The 16,547-nt window shown below is 43.0% G+C and carries 17 protein-coding genes; 14 read left to right on the top strand and 3 right to left on the bottom strand.

Features of this window, described 5'->3' with window-relative positions:
• Positions 1-2 precede the first annotated feature (2 nt).
• The gene (locus GKR71_RS07295) at positions 3-1,205 is read right to left on the bottom strand and encodes a peptidase (protein WP_108478761.1); all 1,203 of its coding nucleotides are present in this window, start codon (positions 1,203-1,205) and stop codon (positions 3-5) included.
• Positions 1,206-1,622: 417 nt separating this feature from the next.
• Positions 1,623-3,557 carry an ABC transporter ATP-binding protein gene (locus tag GKR71_RS07290; protein ID WP_108478762.1) on the bottom strand — a complete coding sequence of 645 codons (1,935 nt, stop codon included), beginning with the start codon at positions 3,555-3,557 and terminating at the stop codon, positions 1,623-1,625.
• A 151-nt stretch (positions 3,558-3,708) separates the two neighbouring features.
• Here GKR71_RS07290 and kefG point away from each other — a divergent pair, with 151 nt between their 5' ends.
• From kefG to GKR71_RS07265, 5 genes are all read left to right on the top strand, one after another.
• Entirely contained in the window at positions 3,709-4,269 is a 561-nt protein-coding gene (gene kefG / locus GKR71_RS07285; protein WP_108478763.1) for a glutathione-regulated potassium-efflux system ancillary protein KefG, read from the top strand.
• Positions 4,262-6,070, top strand: coding sequence for a glutathione-regulated potassium-efflux system protein KefB (kefB, locus tag GKR71_RS07280; RefSeq protein ID WP_036948714.1), 1,809 nt, complete (start codon positions 4,262-4,264; stop codon positions 6,068-6,070). Before kefG ends, kefB begins: the two co-directional genes overlap by 8 nt.
• Before the next feature lie 9 nt (positions 6,071-6,079).
• Positions 6,080-6,283 (top strand): YheV family putative zinc ribbon protein, encoded by a 204-nt coding sequence (locus GKR71_RS07275; RefSeq protein ID WP_036948717.1) that lies wholly within the window; start codon positions 6,080-6,082, stop codon positions 6,281-6,283.
• 86 nt (positions 6,284-6,369) lie between these two features.
• Positions 6,370-6,975, top strand: coding sequence for a peptidylprolyl isomerase (slyD, locus tag GKR71_RS07270; protein WP_006659533.1), 606 nt, complete (start codon positions 6,370-6,372; stop codon positions 6,973-6,975).
• Between the two features lie 250 nt (positions 6,976-7,225).
• A complete protein-coding gene (locus GKR71_RS07265) occupies positions 7,226-8,563 on the top strand; it encodes an aryl-sulfate sulfotransferase (RefSeq protein ID WP_154634089.1) in 1,338 nt (445 codons plus the stop codon).
• Between the two features lie 4 nt (positions 8,564-8,567).
• Here GKR71_RS07265 and GKR71_RS07260 read toward each other — a convergent pair whose 3' ends face one another.
• On the bottom strand, positions 8,568-8,789 hold the full coding sequence (locus GKR71_RS07260; protein ID WP_036948724.1) for a SlyX family protein: 222 nt from the start codon (positions 8,787-8,789) through the stop codon (positions 8,568-8,570).
• Positions 8,790-9,022: 233 nt separating this feature from the next.
• Here GKR71_RS07260 and fkpA point away from each other — a divergent pair, with 233 nt between their 5' ends.
• The 9 genes from fkpA (at position 9,023) to tuf (ending at position 16,517) form a co-directional block, all read left to right on the top strand.
• Entirely contained in the window at positions 9,023-9,766 is a 744-nt protein-coding gene (gene fkpA, locus GKR71_RS07255) for an FKBP-type peptidyl-prolyl cis-trans isomerase (RefSeq protein WP_036948748.1), read from the top strand.
• A 339-nt stretch (positions 9,767-10,105) separates the two neighbouring features.
• Entirely contained in the window at positions 10,106-10,810 is a 705-nt protein-coding gene (locus GKR71_RS07250; RefSeq protein WP_036948726.1) for a helix-turn-helix transcriptional regulator, read from the top strand.
• Positions 10,807-11,211 (top strand): sulfurtransferase complex subunit TusD, encoded by a 405-nt coding sequence (gene tusD / locus GKR71_RS07245; protein WP_036948729.1) that lies wholly within the window; start codon positions 10,807-10,809, stop codon positions 11,209-11,211. The genes GKR71_RS07250 and tusD overlap by 4 nt, the downstream gene beginning before the upstream one ends.
• Positions 11,212-11,256: 45 nt before the next feature.
• Positions 11,257-11,616: a sulfurtransferase complex subunit TusC gene (gene tusC, locus GKR71_RS07240; protein WP_230085037.1), complete on the top strand. Its 360-nt coding sequence runs from the start codon at positions 11,257-11,259 to the stop codon at positions 11,614-11,616.
• 58 nt (positions 11,617-11,674) lie between these two features.
• A complete protein-coding gene (gene tusB, locus GKR71_RS07235; RefSeq protein WP_036948734.1) occupies positions 11,675-11,962 on the top strand; it encodes a sulfurtransferase complex subunit TusB in 288 nt (95 codons plus the stop codon).
• A gap of 135 nt (positions 11,963-12,097) precedes the next feature.
• Positions 12,098-12,472 (top strand): 30S ribosomal protein S12, encoded by a 375-nt coding sequence (gene rpsL / locus GKR71_RS07230; RefSeq protein WP_004265905.1) that lies wholly within the window; start codon positions 12,098-12,100, stop codon positions 12,470-12,472.
• 98 nt (positions 12,473-12,570) lie between these two features.
• Entirely contained in the window at positions 12,571-13,041 is a 471-nt protein-coding gene (gene rpsG / locus GKR71_RS07225) for a 30S ribosomal protein S7 (RefSeq protein ID WP_006813694.1), read from the top strand.
• An 86-nt stretch (positions 13,042-13,127) separates the two neighbouring features.
• Complete coding sequence (gene fusA / locus GKR71_RS07220) at positions 13,128-15,254, top strand: elongation factor G (protein WP_036948738.1); 2,127 nt, start codon at positions 13,128-13,130, stop codon at positions 15,252-15,254.
• 78 nt (positions 15,255-15,332) lie between these two features.
• On the top strand, positions 15,333-16,517 hold the full coding sequence (gene tuf, locus GKR71_RS07215) for an elongation factor Tu (RefSeq protein WP_187128653.1): 1,185 nt from the start codon (positions 15,333-15,335) through the stop codon (positions 16,515-16,517).
• The last annotated feature ends 30 nt before the right edge of the window (positions 16,518-16,547 follow it).

Below are 16,547 nucleotides of genomic sequence, written 5' to 3'. Positions count from 1 at the left end.
CGCTACATTTTCAATAAAACGGACATGGCGCGGGAATAATCTAAAACAATGCCCGGTGTCCACGTCATAATACTTGCATGTTTTCTGAGTTGGGACATAACCCAAAGCTCAGGGCTAAAGAGCAATTTAAGCAGTAGCATGAAACCGCCTTTTTTCTCAGTAAAATATCCCTCGGTACTTTTTATCAGCGCCAAAGAAACGACGGTTGAACAATTACGACTAGTTAAATTGTAGGTCGTGTCTTTACTGTATTCTTGCCAGAATGCGTCTAGCTTTTCTTTACTGATCCCTTCAATGGTTAATTTGAAGTTTGATGGTGGCGCAATTTTCATTTCATCAAGATAACTGATTTGAAAAACGCCTGTGTCATTGTTTTCTTCGGTGGATTTTAATATCTGCAAGAATTGCGCGGTATCGCGGTCAATATCTTTCTCTGGGTAGTGGCTGATATAAATTTCATCCAGCTCGAAAGCAACATGCCCAGTACTAATCACACCCAATGAATTACGGGAAACAATATAACGCTGGATAATTTTAAAAAATAGCGGCAGTTGCCCGGTAGTTGTCCATACATGTAGTGTGCCGCGCTCTCTATTTGAAGCGTCATTATTGCGCGTAAATACCATATGATTGGCATTGGGAATTTGGCTGCTCACAACAAAGTAGTAAACAAAGAATGAGTCGAGGGAGAAGATCATAATCAGCGTGCCGACATCCCAATAAACTTGGCGAGATGAATAGTCAAAAGACCAAGGAATGAAATTCCATAAACCTAATGAGAATTCAATAATGGAGACAGTGAGCATCAACTTCCAGCGTTTAAATTTCAAAACCACGCTATTGGACATTTTCCAGATAGCGCTGACCATGAGATATAAGCCAGTAATAAATCCAGAGAGAACGGTTTCCCACGCATGTATTTTAGAAAACAAGACAATGTAGACCATTAAAAGTAGCACTAATCCGCGACTGATCCTCAGTCCTCGGGTAGCACCTTGGCAATACATCGCGCAGACAAACGAGCGAATGGCTTCCAATAAAATTGGAATACAGAGGAAGATCATAAACTCATGGGGATCAGCAAAAAAAGGTAATAGAAAAAAGCAGGCACCAATCAGTACACCAAATAATGTGAGTGCCAGAATAAACCAGAAATATTTTTTTGCTGTGTCTCTGCCATAGAGCATCGTAATGATATAAATCATGCTGCACCAACCATAGAATCTTGATAAGTGCTAATGCCTTATCTTTATAGGTTTTTATTTTTAGTTTGTAGAATTGGCTTCATTATAATGGGGATATTTAAGCGACAAAATAGATGGCAATTAGTGCGTTTTATGGTGATTTTAATTCATTGAAGAATAAGTGTTATTTCTTGTGTTACACTTTGATTGTGTGGCTATAACTGCTTCAGGTTAACGATATGTTAATATTTAATTCTATTAATAATACGTCAACGCTTCGGATTATGTTTTAAAGAAACCTTAAATAAGATTTTTATGTGTAATTAAATTTTCAAATGCAAGAAATCCAATTATGATTATCTTTTTTGGTTGTTTATTGAAATAACCCCTTATTAATTTGATTTTAATAAAGGGTTATTATTGAAAGGCTATTACGAATTAGCCAGCTTCAAACTCATTGGTCATAGTTTCTAACTGCTCTTGCAGATCCATCCATTCCATTTCAACGTCTTCAAGGGCTGATTTATGCTCAGTTTGCTTTTTCAAACAGTCAGTTAGCTCCGCTTTTTTATCTTGCTCATAAATGGCAGCATCGGATAACTTCGCCTCTAACTCAGCTAATGATGCAGAGTGTTTTTCCATTTTCTTTTCCAACTCCGTGATTTTTTTACGGATAGGCTGGGTCAGCTGACGGAATTCGGCTTCACGGCGTTTTTGGTCTTTTCTATCTTGCGCCGTCACGGTTGATGTGCTGGCTGGCTTTTCTTTATCAAGCAGATCACGAGCTTGCTGTAGCTCCATTTTGTTCTGCTCGGCTAACCATTGTTGGTAATCCTCAAGATCTCCATCAAACTGCTCGACTTTTCCGCCATGAACCAGATACAGCTCATCGGTGGTCGTGCGCAGTAAGTGCCTATCATGGGAAACCACAACCAATGCGCCTTCGAAAGCCATTAACGCTTCGGTCAGTGCTTGGCGCATATCCAAATCTAAGTGGTTGGTTGGCTCATCGAGTAACAGTAAGTTAGGGCGCTGCCAGACAATTAGAGCTAATACTAAGCGGGCTTTTTCTCCACCGGAGAAACGTCCGCTAGGATCCGTCACTTGGTCACCTTTAAAACCAAAGCCGCCAAGGTAATCACGTAATTGCTGCTCGGTTTGCTCTGGCGCAAGGCGAGCAAGATGCTGTAATGGGGACTCATCCGCATGCAAATATTCTAATTGATGCTGGGCGAAATACCCCAGTTTGATCCCTTTAGCGAGTGAGATTTCGCCGTGTAATGGCGGCAAGTCGCCTGCTAGCATTTTGATTAATGTGGATTTACCGGCACCGTTACGGCCGAGTAACCCAATGCGAGAACCCGGAACTAAATTTAATTTGATGGATTCTAATACCACTTTTTCGCCGTAACCTGCGCTGACTTTTTCCATTTTTAATAATGGATTAGGCAGGCTTTCCGGTTGACGGAATGAAAAATGGAATGGGTTATCCACGTGCGCAGGGGCGACCATCTCCATACGTTCAAGCATTTTAATTCGGCTTTGTGCCTGTTTAGCTTTGGTGGCCTGCACTCTAAAGCGGTCAATATAGCTTTGTAAGTGGGCGGCTTTAGCTTGTTGGCTTTCATACAAGGCTTGTTGCTGCGCCAGCTTAGTGGCACGTTGGCGTTCGAATGAAGAGTAGTTGCCTGTGTATTCGAACATGGTTTCTTGTTCGATATGCAGCACTTTGTCGATGATTGGGTCGAGGAAGTCCCTATCATGGGAAATCAAAATTAAGGTGCCAGAATAGCTCTTAAGCCATTTTTCCAGCCAAATCACCGCATCTAAATCTAAGTGGTTCGTCGGTTCATCGAGAAGTAATAAATCGGAGCGGCACAGTAAGGCTTGTGCAAGGTTCAGGCGCATACGCCACCCACCGGAGAATGATTTTACCGGAGACTGTAGCTGTGCTTGGCTAAAGCCAAGACCATGTAGCAAACTCGCTGCACGGGATTGAATTGTCCACGCATCAATCGCATCTAATTGCCCATGAATAACGGCGATAGCGTGACCGTCATTTTTTTCGTTCGCCTGTTGGAGTTTATGTTCTAAGGCACGAAATTCACGATCGCCATCAATCACATACTCAATACAAGGTACATCAAGGGCTGGGGTTTCTTGGTTCACCCATGCCATAGACCAATTGCTTGGAAAGGTTGCTGATCCTGCTTCCGCTTGCAATTCACCCTTTAACAGTGCCAGCAATGTGGATTTTCCGCAGCCGTTTTTACCCACTAACCCGACTTTTTGCCCCGGATTGATAGTCGCAGTTGCATTGTCCAGCAGAACACGTACACCTCGGCGAATTTGTAATGAAGAGAAAACAATCATAGAAACCGTCTATTGAAAATATGTTAAATTATTGAGTTAGATATATTCGAATAATAAAGTTATTACTGAAATATATTAAGCTTAAAGTACATTTAGCAGGCTGCATGGTAACGGAAAATTATCCGCCTGACACGCCTTTGAGGAGGGAAAGATGTCAAATACGCCAAAAGTGCTCGTGGTCTATGCTCACCCAGACCCCCATGAATCTGTTGCTAATCGTCTGTTGTTAAATGCAGTGCGCGGTTTTGACAATGTCACTATCCACGATTTATACGCAACATATCCCGATTATTTTATTGATGTCACCGCAGAACAAAAGCTGCTTTGCCAGCATGATGTCATCGTATTTCAGCACCCGCTGTATACTTATAGTTGTCCCGCGCTATTAAAAGAGTGGTTTGACCAAGTTCTGACTCGCCGATTTGCCACAGACCAAGGATACCAAAAATTGAAAGGCAAATATTGGCGCTCGATTATTACTACTGGAGAGCCAGAAGAAGCTTACCAATATGGTGGCTATAATCGTTATCCATTATCTGAAATCCTTCGTCCATTTGAGTTGACCTCATTGATGTGTGATATGCACTGGATGGAACCGAACATTATCTATTCTGCCCGCCGACAGAGCCCACAACAGTTACAGCAAATGGTTGAAGAGTATAAGCAATGGATGAGACAACCCCTCAATACGGGAGACATTTCAAATGGATGAATTAAATCTATTTGAATCGGTGATCATATTTTTATGCGCCGGTGTGGTGATGGTGCCGATTGCCCAAAAAATCCGTTTGGGAGCGGTGTTAGGCTATTTATTAGCGGGGATTGCGATTGGTCCATTTGTATTGGGCTTTATTCGCAATGTGGATGACATCCTGCATTTCTCGGAACTGGGTGTTGTCTTCTTAATGTTTTTGATTGGGTTGGAACTGAAGCCCTCGAAATTGTGGGAGTTGCGTCGGTCGATTTTTGGTGTCGGCACCATTCAAGTGGTTGTGACCGCAGCTTTGATGGCGGGTATCCTGATCCTTGCTCAGTTTTCTTGGCAGGCAGCAGTGGTTGGTGGGCTGGGAATGGCGATGTCCTCCACGGCAATGGCGCTGCAATTAATGAATGAAAAAGGGATGTCCAACCAAGAAAGTGGGCAGCTTGGCTTTTCTGTTTTACTGTTCCAAGATATGGCTGTGATCCCGATTATGGCGCTGATTCCGCTGTTGGCAGGTGATACGGGAAGCAGCGATTGGTACAAAATTGGATTGAAAGTGGTGGCGTTTGCAGGGTTATGGATTGTCGGACGTTATTTACTACGTCCATTATTTAGGCTTGCAGCGAAATCGGGCGTGCATGAAATTTTTACCGCAGCGGCGTTGTTAGTCGTACTGGGTTCCGCATTGATAATGGAAAGCCTTGGCTTTTCAATGGCCTTGGGGACGTTTATGGCGGGGGTGATGCTCGCTGAGACGGAATTTCGTCATGAACTTGAAATCAATATCGAGCCGTTTAAAGGTTTGCTGCTGGGGCTGTTTTTCATTTCCGTCGGTATGTCATTAAATTTACAAGTATTGTGGGCTTATCTCCCTCAAGTTTTATTGGCAGTTTTGGTGCTGGTCGCTGTGAAAGCGCTTGTCTTATATGTGCTGGGATTTGTGGCACGTTTACGTACAGGCGCTCGAGCGCAATTCTCAGGGGTGCTTAGCCAAGGTGGTGAGTTCGCCTTTGTGATTTATGCCACGGCATTCGGAGCTAGCGTGATTGATGAAAGGCAAATGGATTTATTGTTGGTGGTGGTGACGCTATCGATGATGACAACGCCACTTGTGATGCAGCTGATAGATGCGTATCTCAACCGCCGTTATAATCAGCAGCCAACCTCTACCGAAAAACCGTTTGTGGAAGACACCAATCCTCACGTGATTTTAGTGGGATTTGGACGAATGGGGCAGGTGGTTGGTCGTCTATTGATGGCGAACAAAGTGAATATTACGGTGCTTGAACAAGATGTTACCGCGATTAGTACCATGCGCCGCTACGGTTACACCGTTTATTATGGGGATGCGCGAGAACTACAACTTCTACGCTCAGCGGGAGCGGATAAAGCCAAAGCCATTGTGATCACCAGCAACGTTCCTGAAGAAGTGATGGAAATTGTGCGTATTTGCCAAGAAAACTTCCCGAACTTGCATATTATTGCCCGTGCAAAAGGGCGTTTAGAGGCTCACGAATTACTGCATAGTGGCGTGACGGATTTTAGCCGTGAAACCTTCTCAAGCGCGTTAGAAATGGGAAGTAAGGCACTGATTAGTACAGGTATGCATCCTCATAAAGCTTATCGTGCAAAACAGCATTTTCGCCGGCTTGATATGCGTATGTTAAGGGATATCATTCCTGAAAATGAGAATAGCGATAGCGGGCAAATTTCGCGTATTAAAGAGGCGCGGCGTGAACTCAACGAACTTTTCGAAAAAGAGATGCAAAGAGAAAATCGCCAACCGCACAGCTGGAATAATGAACAGTAAGGTAGAAAAATGGCAGCAACACGTAAGCGTTTTATTGCTGGGGCAACCTGCCCTAAATGCAAGTCTCAAGACACCTTAATGATGTGGCGAGAAGATAAAATTGATGTGGTTGAATGTGTCAATTGCGGGGATCAACAACGTCAAGCTGAAGGCGATGCGACTGAGCATGTGAGAAAGCAAGAACAAGTTATTGGAATTTTTACCCCAGAATAAGAGAATTTTGTCAATTCTCAATACAGCACAATTGTTTTCCGGTACAATTGGCAAAAATTTTTCCCTTACGGGTCGTAGGAGATGTCATGAAAGTAGCAAAAGACTTGGTTGTAAGCTTAGCTTACCAAGTAAGAACAGAAGACGGTGTTTTAGTTGATGAGTCCCCGGCAAATGCGCCAATGGACTATCTGCATGGCCGTGGTTCTTTAATTTCTGGTCTGGAAAAAGCATTAGAAGGTCGTGAAGTTGGTGAACATTTCGATGTTGAAGTCGCTTCAGACGATGCATATGGTCAATATGATGACAACTTAGTTCAACGCGTACCGAAAGATGTATTCATGGGCGTTGATGAGCTGGAAGTGGGTATGCGTTTCTTAGCGGATACTGACATGGGTCCAGTTCCAGTTGAAATCACTGGCATCGAAGGCGATGAAGTTATCGTTGACGGTAACCATATGTTAGCAGGTCAAAACCTGAAATTTAATGTTGAAGTCATGGCTATCCGTGAAGCAACTGAAGAAGAAATCGCTCATGGCCACGTCCATGGTGCTGATGGTCACGACCACGACCATGACCACGAAGGTGGTTGCTGTGGCGGTGGCGGTCATAGCCACGGTTCAGAAGGCGGTTGCTGTGGTGGTGGCGAAGGTCAAGGTCACGGTCACAAGCATGGCGGTTGTGGTTGCCACTAATCTCTAAAAGAGAGATTCAATAAAAAGCGAACTCGTTTTTTATTTCGAAAGTAGGCTCAACATTTTTATGTTGGGCTTTTTTTTGCTCAAAATTCGGTCTCAAGCATTCCCCGTCATTAAATTTAGTAATCACTAAAATTTATTATAAATCAATTGGTTAATTTTCTGTCTTATAATTCCCATGATGTTTATCGAGATTAATTTCTTTGTTTATCTCGCGTCATAGTCTCAATCATCTAGGAAAATTATTATGGGAACTCCCTCTATTTACCCTACAAAAACAACAATTTATAGACCAGATAAAGCATGGAATGGTTATACATTATTCTCAGCGGCGAATAAGGGCGCTGTGCTTATTGATATGAATGGCAATGAAGTTCATGTTTGGCAGGACAGTGATGGCGTGCCTTGCAAAATGTTATCTCAAGGCAATCTGCTGAGCTATGAAAAGCCAAAAGAGGGTAATAAATATCGCGAATATACCAGGTTGGTTCAGCGGGATTGGGATAATAACGAAGTTTGGTCATTCGATCGTGTAGAGTCATTGACGGATGATGTCGGAAAACAATATTGGTCTGCAAGGGCGCATCATGATTTTCAACGAGAAGGAAATCCCGTCGGGTATTATACGCCTGGCTTGATATCCCCTGTTCATAATGGAAAAACATTATTACTTTGCCATCGAAATATTCAAAATCCTCAAATATCAGATAAGCCATTACTGGATGACGTCTTTGTTGAGATTGATTGGCAGGGAAATATTGTATGGGCATGGGCGTTCAGTGATTATTTTTCGGAGCTCGGTTTTTCTGAAACTGCTAAAAATGTCTTTTATCGTAATCCTAATCTGATCGTTGGTGATGTAGGGGATTATTTACATATCAATAGCCTATCTTGGCTTGGTCCCAACAAACACTATGATAATGGCAATGCTGATTTTCATCCTGAGAATATAATATGGAGCTCTCGGGAAGCGAATATTATTGGAATTACCAGCCGTGAAACAAGAAAGATTGTATGGCAAATTGGGCCTGATTATACCCATGATAATGTTAAACATTTAGGGGGGATTATTGGTCAACATCATGCCCATCTTATTCCTCAAGGGTTACCGGGGGCGGGGAATATTTTACTGTTTGATAATGGCTGGCAAGCAGGCTATGGGCAAGCAACGCCAACCTCGCTTTATGGATTAAAAAATGCGGGTCGTGATTATTCTCGAGTCTTGGAGATAGACCCGATCAGTTTAGATATTGTTTGGCAGCATTCTGCAAATGAGCAGGGATTTAAAATACCGACGAATCGTTTTCGATTTTATAGTCCGCATGTTAGCAGTGTGCAACGATTACTTAATGGTAATACTCTGATTACAGAGGGCGCGGATGGACGAATTATTGAAGTTACCAAGGAAAATAAAATTGTTTGGGAATATATTTCCCCTTATACCGACGAGCAATACGCATGGAATAACATGATTTATCGGGCTTATCGAGTCCCCTATGAATGGGTTCCTCAATTGAATAAGCCCGAAGAAGTGGCATTGCCTGATATTGATATCTCCCAATTTCATATCAAGGCGAATAGCTGAGAGATTAATAATGTGGAGGGGGAGTCTCTTCTTCAGGGCGGGCAAGGTGAGATGATTGCGACGCTTTCAACCTCTCCGCAACGATGCGTAAATGTTCTTGCATTTTTGACAGCTGCATTTGTTGTTCTGTAATCACTTGGTTAAGCTGCTCAATGGTCAATTCTTGGAAAGCAACTTTGCTTTCTAAAAGTTCTAAACGCTGTTCAAAATTGTCTGATGAATCCATTTTAGACTCTCCTTATGGGTTCTCACCATGAAAAAAACATCATAATAACCGAACATTACAAATCAACAGATAAGTTTTATTTAAAGGTGTAGGCGTTGAAACCTCTTTTTGTTAATGTGGTCTAAGATATTCTTATATTTTTTGTGTTAACTGACAGCTTGTTTTTTAAGATAAGGAACAGCTATCAATAAAAATGAGCCGTATGGCTCGAATAATAGCTATCGGAGATTAGGATGAAATCACTGTTTAAGGCAAGTCTATTAGCAACAACATTAGCATTCGCTTTTACTGCCCCACAAGTTATGGCAGAAGAAGCAAAAACACAAGCGAGCGCTTTCAAAAATGCTGAAGAGCGTAACGCATACGCATTAGGTGCCTCTTTAGGTCGCTATATGCAGAATTCTTTAGAAGAGCAAAAATCGATCGGTATTAATCTGGACAAAGCTCAATTACTGGCTGGTGTTCAAGATGCATTCAACGGCAAAAGCAAAATGACTGATGCTCAAGTTGAAGAAACATTACGTCAATTCGAAGGACAAGTGAAAAAAGCAGCTGAAGATAAAATCAAAGCTGAATCAGTAGCTAACGTGAAGAAAGGTGACGAATATCGCGAGAAATTTGCAAAAGAAAAGGGCGTAGTGAAAACTAAGTCTGGCCTACTGTACAAAATTGAGAAAGATGGCACTGGCGCAAAACCTAAAGAAGACGAAACCGTTGTTGTTCACTATAAAGGCTCTTTAGTCGATGGCACAGAATTCGATAGCTCTTATTCTCGTAACGAGCCACTGACTATTCCATTAAATTCAGTGATCAAAGGCTGGACTGAAGGTTTATCTAACCTGAAGAAAGGTGGCAAGATGACATTAGTTATCCCACCAGAATTAGCTTACGGTGAAAATGGCGTTCCAGGTATCCCTGCAAACTCAACGCTTGTCTTCGATGTTGAGTTATTAGACATCAAACCTGCTGCAAAATAAGATTTCACATCGTTAAAAATAAAAAAGCTCAGATTCGTTCTGGGCTTTTTTCATTGAGTTACGCAATCCAATGCTAAAAAAGCAGAGTTGTGTCATTCTCGATTAAAAATTTGCATTTAAAAATCTTATATTCTTTAAAACTTGTGATAAAACATACTCTCTTGCATTCATTCGCTTGACGGCAACGCCTCGGAGTTTTAACTTCAATAGATTCGTTTTTATTTTTAATCATCACATCCGTTGACTATGTACGATAAAATGAAGGCAAATGAGTCGAATAATGAATGCCTCATTGGTTGACGTGATGAATTTTATACACTTTAGAAGGATGACGTTGAAATGTCTGATGCATTACAATCCCAAGACCTCAGTGATATTAATATTCTTGATAACCAGCCGTTTACTGAGACTGACCACGAAATTTTAAAATCATATGAAGCTGCGGTTGACGGGCTCGCTATGCTAATTGGTGAGCATTGTGAAATTGTTCTTCACTCTTTAGAAGACCTCAAATGTTCAGCAGTGAGAATAGCGAATGGCCAGCATACAGGGCGTAAGATTGGCTCCCCTATCACTGACTTAGCATTAAGAATGCTTCATGATATGGCGGATGCGGAATCCAATGTCTCTAAAGCCTATTTTACGAAAGCAAAAAGTGGCGACTTAATGAAGTCTGTGACGATTGCGATTCGTAACCGTAAGCAACGTGTTATCGGCTTACTGTGTATTAACATGAACTTGGATGTGCCATTCTCTGAAATCATTAAGTCTTTTGTGCCAGAAGAAAAGCAAGAAGTGACTTCGGATGTCAACTTCGCGTCTTCAGTCGATGACTTGGTTGCACAAACATTAGAATACACCATCGAAGAAGTTAGCAATGACCGTAATGTTTCTAACAACGCGAAAAATAAACAAGTGGTTCTGAACTTGTACGAAAAAGGTATCTTTGATATCAAAGATGCTATCAACCAAGTGGCTGACCGCCTGAATATTTCTAAGCACACCGTCTATTTATATATCCGCCAATTTAAGAGTGGTGAATGAGTAAAACAACCCCGCTAACCTATTGTTTGTTAGTGACTGGCCCCGCATATGGCACTTCACAATCAGCAAGTGCCTATCAATTTGCCAAGGCCCTTCTTAAAGAGGGGCATTTATTGAAAACAGTGTTTTTCTATCAAGATGGCGTTCTTAATGGCAATGCTTTAACTTCCCCTGCAAATGATGAATTTGACCTGGTCAAAGCATGGCGCCAACTGGCACAAGAATCGGGCTGTGAAATGAATGTCTGTGTTGCCGCAGGGTTACGTCGTGGTATTACAGATAAAGAACAAGCTAACGCGCTATCGCTATCTGCTCATAACTTATCTGAAAGTTTTACCATGAGCGGTTTAGGCAGTCTTGCTGAATCCATGTTAACCGCTGACCGCACCATCCAGTTTTAAACCTGAACATCATGAACGACGTCACTCTATAAGATAAGGTCTCTTGTGAAGAAAATAGCCTTTGTTTTTACGACTATGCCACATGGTAGTGCCAGTGGGCGCGAAGGACTGGATGCATTATTAGCAACCTCGGCACTGACAGAAGAAATTAGCGTATTCTTCCTTTCTGATGGTGTATGCCAATTATTCGCTCATCAGCAGCCTAAAGAAATTTTAGCTCGGGACTATATTTCGACGTTCAAGATCTTACCTCTCTATGACATTGAAAATATTTACCTATGTTTAGAGTCATTAAAGGAAAGAGGTCTTAGCCAGCAAAATGAGTGGGTTGTGACACCTGAATTCTTAACACCCCAGCAGATCCAAGAGAGGCTATCCGCCTGTGATGTTGTGCTCAAATTTTGAGATTGTGTTCAAAATTTGATCTTGTGTTCGGATTTTGATCTATAGTAGGATCCTACCTATGCTATACACTCTAGCCACTTCTCCATTTAAATGTGATTTCTCAGCGCTATTGCGTTTAATCACCAATGAAGACGCTATATTGCTTTTCCAAGATGGTGTGATTGCCGCTGTTTCACAATCCAAATATCTTGCGGAACTACAAAATAGCGGTGCCCAAATCTATGCCTTGGATGCAGATATTCATGCCCGAGGGCTACAAGATCAGGTAGCTGATGACGTTTCTATCATCTCATATCAAGGTTTTGTAAAGCTAACTGAAGCTCATAAGCAACATTTTGCCTTATAAAGTCACTAAAAGTTGTATATTTCTTGACACCTGAGCCAGTCGGCAATAAAATTTCGCGTCCTCGTGTATCGTCATGTTGGCGAACGAGGTCAAAATCCGTGTTTACGAAGCAAAAAACCAGGAGCTTTTTTAATAATGGCAACTATTAATCAGCTGGTACGCAAATCTCGTAGCTCGAAAGTTGTGAAAAGCAACGTTCCAGCACTGGAAGCTTGCCCGCAAAAACGTGGCGTATGTACTCGTGTATATACTACCACTCCTAAAAAACCAAACTCAGCATTACGTAAAGTATGCCGTGTTCGTTTAACTAACGGTTTCGAAGTATCTTCCTACATCGGTGGTGAAGGCCACAACTTGCAGGAACACTCCGTAATCCTGATCCGTGGCGGTCGTGTTAAAGACTTGCCAGGTGTGCGTTATCACACCGTTCGCGGCGCACTGGACTGTTCTGGTGTTAAAGACCGTAAGCAAGCTCGTTCTAAATACGGCGCGAAGAAACCTAAGGCTTAATGGATTTCCGTTAAGTAAGGCCAAACATTTTTAATCTTAATGTCAAAATACTCTCGTAGAGTTTTGGACAAACCTGAATTAACAACGGAGTCATATCCATGCCACGTCGTCGCGTAATTGGTCAACGTAAAATTCTTCCAGATCCTAAGTTCGGATCAGAATTACTGGCCAAATTTGTAAATATCCTGATGGTAGACGGGAAAAAATCTACTGCTGAAGCAATCGTATATAACGCACTTGAGCTCCTTGCTCAGCGTTCTGGTAAAACTGAACTTGACGCATTCGAATTAGCACTTGATAACGTGCGTCCGACTGTGGAAGTTAAATCCCGCCGTGTTGGTGGTTCAACTTACCAAGTTCCAGTTGAAGTTCGCCCGGTTCGTCGTAATGCCCTGGCAATGCGTTGGATCGTTGATGCTGCTCGTAAACGCGGTGATAAATCTATGGCACTTCGCCTGGCAAACGAATTATCAGACGCTGCTGAGAACAAAGGTTCATCTGTTAAGAAACGTGAAGACGTTCACCGTATGGCAGAAGCTAACAAGGCGTTCGCACACTACCGTTGGTAATCTCTTACCAATCTTAGTGATGTATCTCAGGGTAGCTTTCAGCTGCCCTTTATATGAAGAATTGAACGCCCACGAGAGAGGAAAAAATGGCTCGTCAAACGCCCATAGCACGCTATCGTAACATCGGTATCAGTGCACACATCGACGCCGGTAAAACCACAACTTCTGAACGTATTCTGTTCTATACTGGTGTAAACCATAAGATCGGTGAAACCCACGAAGGTTCTGCAACAATGGACTGGATGGAGCAGGAGCAAGAGCGTGGTATTACTATCACTTCAGCTGCGACTACTGCATTCTGGTCTGGTATGGCTAAGCAGTATGAACCACACCGTATCAACATCATCGACACCCCGGGACACGTTGACTTCACAATCGAAGTAGAACGTTCTATGCGTGTTCTTGATGGCGCGGTAATGGTTTACTGTGCGGTTGGTGGTGTTCAGCCACAGTCTGAAACTGTATGGCGTCAGGCTAACAAATATAAAGTTCCACGTATCGCGTTCGTTAACAAAATGGACCGTATGGGTGCGAACTTCTTACGTGTTGTTGAGCAGTTAAAAACTCGTTTAGCAGCTACTGCAGTTCCACTGCAATTACCAGTTGGCGCAGAAGAGTCGTTCACTGGTGTTGTTGACTTGCTGAAAATGAAAGCAATCAAATGGAACGATGAAGACCAAGGCGTTACCTTCGAATACGAAGATATCCCTGCGGACATGCAAGAGCTGGCTGAAGAGTGGCACAACAACCTGATCGAATCCGCTGCAGAAGCATCAGAAGAACTGATGGAAAAATATCTGGGCGGTGAAGAACTGACTGAAGCAGAAATCAAAGGTGCTTTACGTCAACGTGTTCTTGCTAGCGAAATTATCCTGGTTACCTGTGGTTCTGCATTTAAGAACAAAGGTGTTCAGGCGATGCTGGATGCGGTCGTGGATTACTTACCAGCTCCTACAGATGTACCGGCAATTAACGGTGTTCTGGACGATGGTAAAGATACTCCAGCTGAACGTCATGCAAGTGACGAAGAGCCGTTCTCATCTTTAGCATTTAAAATTGCAACTGACCCATTCGTTGGTAACCTGACATTCTTCCGTGTTTACTCCGGTGTTGTTAACTCAGGTGATACCGTTCTGAACGCTGTTAAAGCGAAGAAAGAGCGTTTTGGTCGTATCGTTCAGATGCACGCTAACAAGCGTGAAGAGATTAAAGAAGTTCGCGCTGGTGACATCGCGGCTGCTATCGGTCTGAAAGACGTAACTACAGGTGATACTTTATGTGCAGTTGATGCACCAATCATCCTGGAGCGTATGGAATTCCCAGAGCCAGTAATCTCTGTTGCAATCGAACCAAAAACTAAAGCTGACCAAGAAAAAATGGGTATCGCATTAGGCCGCCTGGCTCAAGAAGACCCATCATTCCGCGTATCAAGTGATGAAGAGACTAATCAGACTATCATCGCTGGTATGGGTGAATTGCACTTGGACGTTCTGGTTGACCGTATGCGTCGTGAATTCAAAGTTGAAGCGAACGTTGGTAAACCACAAGTAGCTTACCGCGAAGCAATCACTGCTAAAGTGACTGATATCGAAGGTAAACACGCGAAACAGTCTGGTGGTCGTGGTCAGTACGGTCATGTCGTTATCGATATGTACCCACTGGACAAGAAAGACAAAGATGGTCTGCCAATGGACTACGAATTTGTCAACGAAATCAAAGGTGGTGTAATCCCTACGGAATACATTCCTGCGGTTGACAAAGGTCTGCAAGAGCAGCTGAAGTCTGGTCCATTAGCTGGTTATCCAGTAGTTAACATGGGTGTTCGTCTGCATTTCGGTTCTTACCATGATGTTGACTCCTCTGAATTGGCGTTTAAATTGGCAGCATCGCTGGCATTTAAAGACGGCTTCAAAAAAGCGAAACCAGTTCTGCTTGAGCCAATCATGAAAGTTGAAGTGGAAACTCCAGAAGACTACATGGGCGATGTAATTGGTGACCTGAACCGTCGTCGTGGTATGATTGAAGGTATGGATGACTTACCTACTGGTAAAGTTGTTCGTGCACAAGTACCATTGTCCGAAATGTTCGGTTATGCTACTGACCTGCGTTCTCAGACTCAAGGTCGTGCTTCATACTCTATGGAGTTCCTGAAGTACAATGAAGCGCCAAACAACGTTGCACAAGCTGTAATCGAAGCTCGTAACGCTAGATAATCGATTTTTATCGATTTAACTACTTTAATTTAAGTTCCTTCTTTATTGTGAAGAGGGAACTCCATAAGGAATAGAGTCGTGTCTAAAGAAAAATTTGAACGTTCAAAACCGCACGTTAACGTTGGTACAATCGGCCACGTTGACCATGGTAAAACTACCCTGACAGCAGCAATCACTACTGTTCTGGCGAAAACTTACGGCGGTAACGCTCGTGCATTCGACCAAATCGATAACGCACCAGAAGAAAAAGCGCGTGGTATCACCATTTCTACTTCTCACGTAGAATACGATACTCCAACTCGCCACTACGCACACGTAGACTGCCCAGGTCACGCCGACTATGTTAAAAACATGATCACTGGTGCTGCGCAGATGGACGGTGCAATTCTGGTTGTTGCTGCGACTGATGGCCCAATGCCACAAACTCGTGAGCACATCCTGTTAGGTCGCCAAGTAGGTGTTCCTTACATCATCGTTTTCCTGAACAAATGTGACATGGTAGACGACGAAGAACTGTTAGAATTAGTTGAAATGGAAGTTCGTGAACTTCTGTCTCAATACGATTTCCCAGGCGACGACACTCCAGTTGTTCGCGGTTCAGCACTGAAAGCGCTGGAAGGCAACCCAGAGTGGGAAGCGAAAATTGTTGAATTAGCAGGCTACCTGGATTCTTACATCCCAGAACCAGAGCGTGCAATTGACAAGCCATTCCTGCTGCCAATCGAAGACGTATTCTCAATCTCTGGTCGTGGTACAGTAGTAACAGGCCGTGTTGAGCGTGGTATCATCAAAGTTGGTGAAGAAGTTGAAATCGTTGGTATCCAAGCAACGGCTAAGACGACTTGTACTGGCGTTGAAATGTTCCGTAAACTGCTGGACGAAGGTCGTGCGGGTGAGAACGTTGGTGTTCTGCTGCGTGGTACTAAGCGTGAAGAAATTCAACGTGGTCAAGTACTGGCTAAACCAGGTTCAATCAAGCCACACACTCAATTCGAATCAGAAGTTTATATTCTGAGCAAAGATGAAGGTGGTCGTCATACTCCATTCTTCAAAGGCTACCGTCCACAGTTCTACTTCCGTACAACTGACGTAACCGGTACTATCGAACTGCCAGAAGGCGTAGAGATGGTAATGCCAGGCGACAACATCAACATGATCGTGACTCTGATTCACCCAATCGCGATGGATGATGGTTTACGTTTCGCAATCCGTGAAGGTGGTCGTACTGTAGGTGCGGGTGTTGTTGCAAAAATCATTGCATAATACCGCTCTTTCTGAATAAGAAAGAACCAC

Origin of the sequence: Providencia sp. wls1922, from assembly GCF_009706505.1 — a bacterium.
Lineage (GTDB): Bacteria > Pseudomonadota > Gammaproteobacteria > Enterobacterales > Enterobacteriaceae > Providencia > Providencia lanzhouensis.
This window is presented reverse-complemented; position numbering and strand designations above follow the sequence as displayed.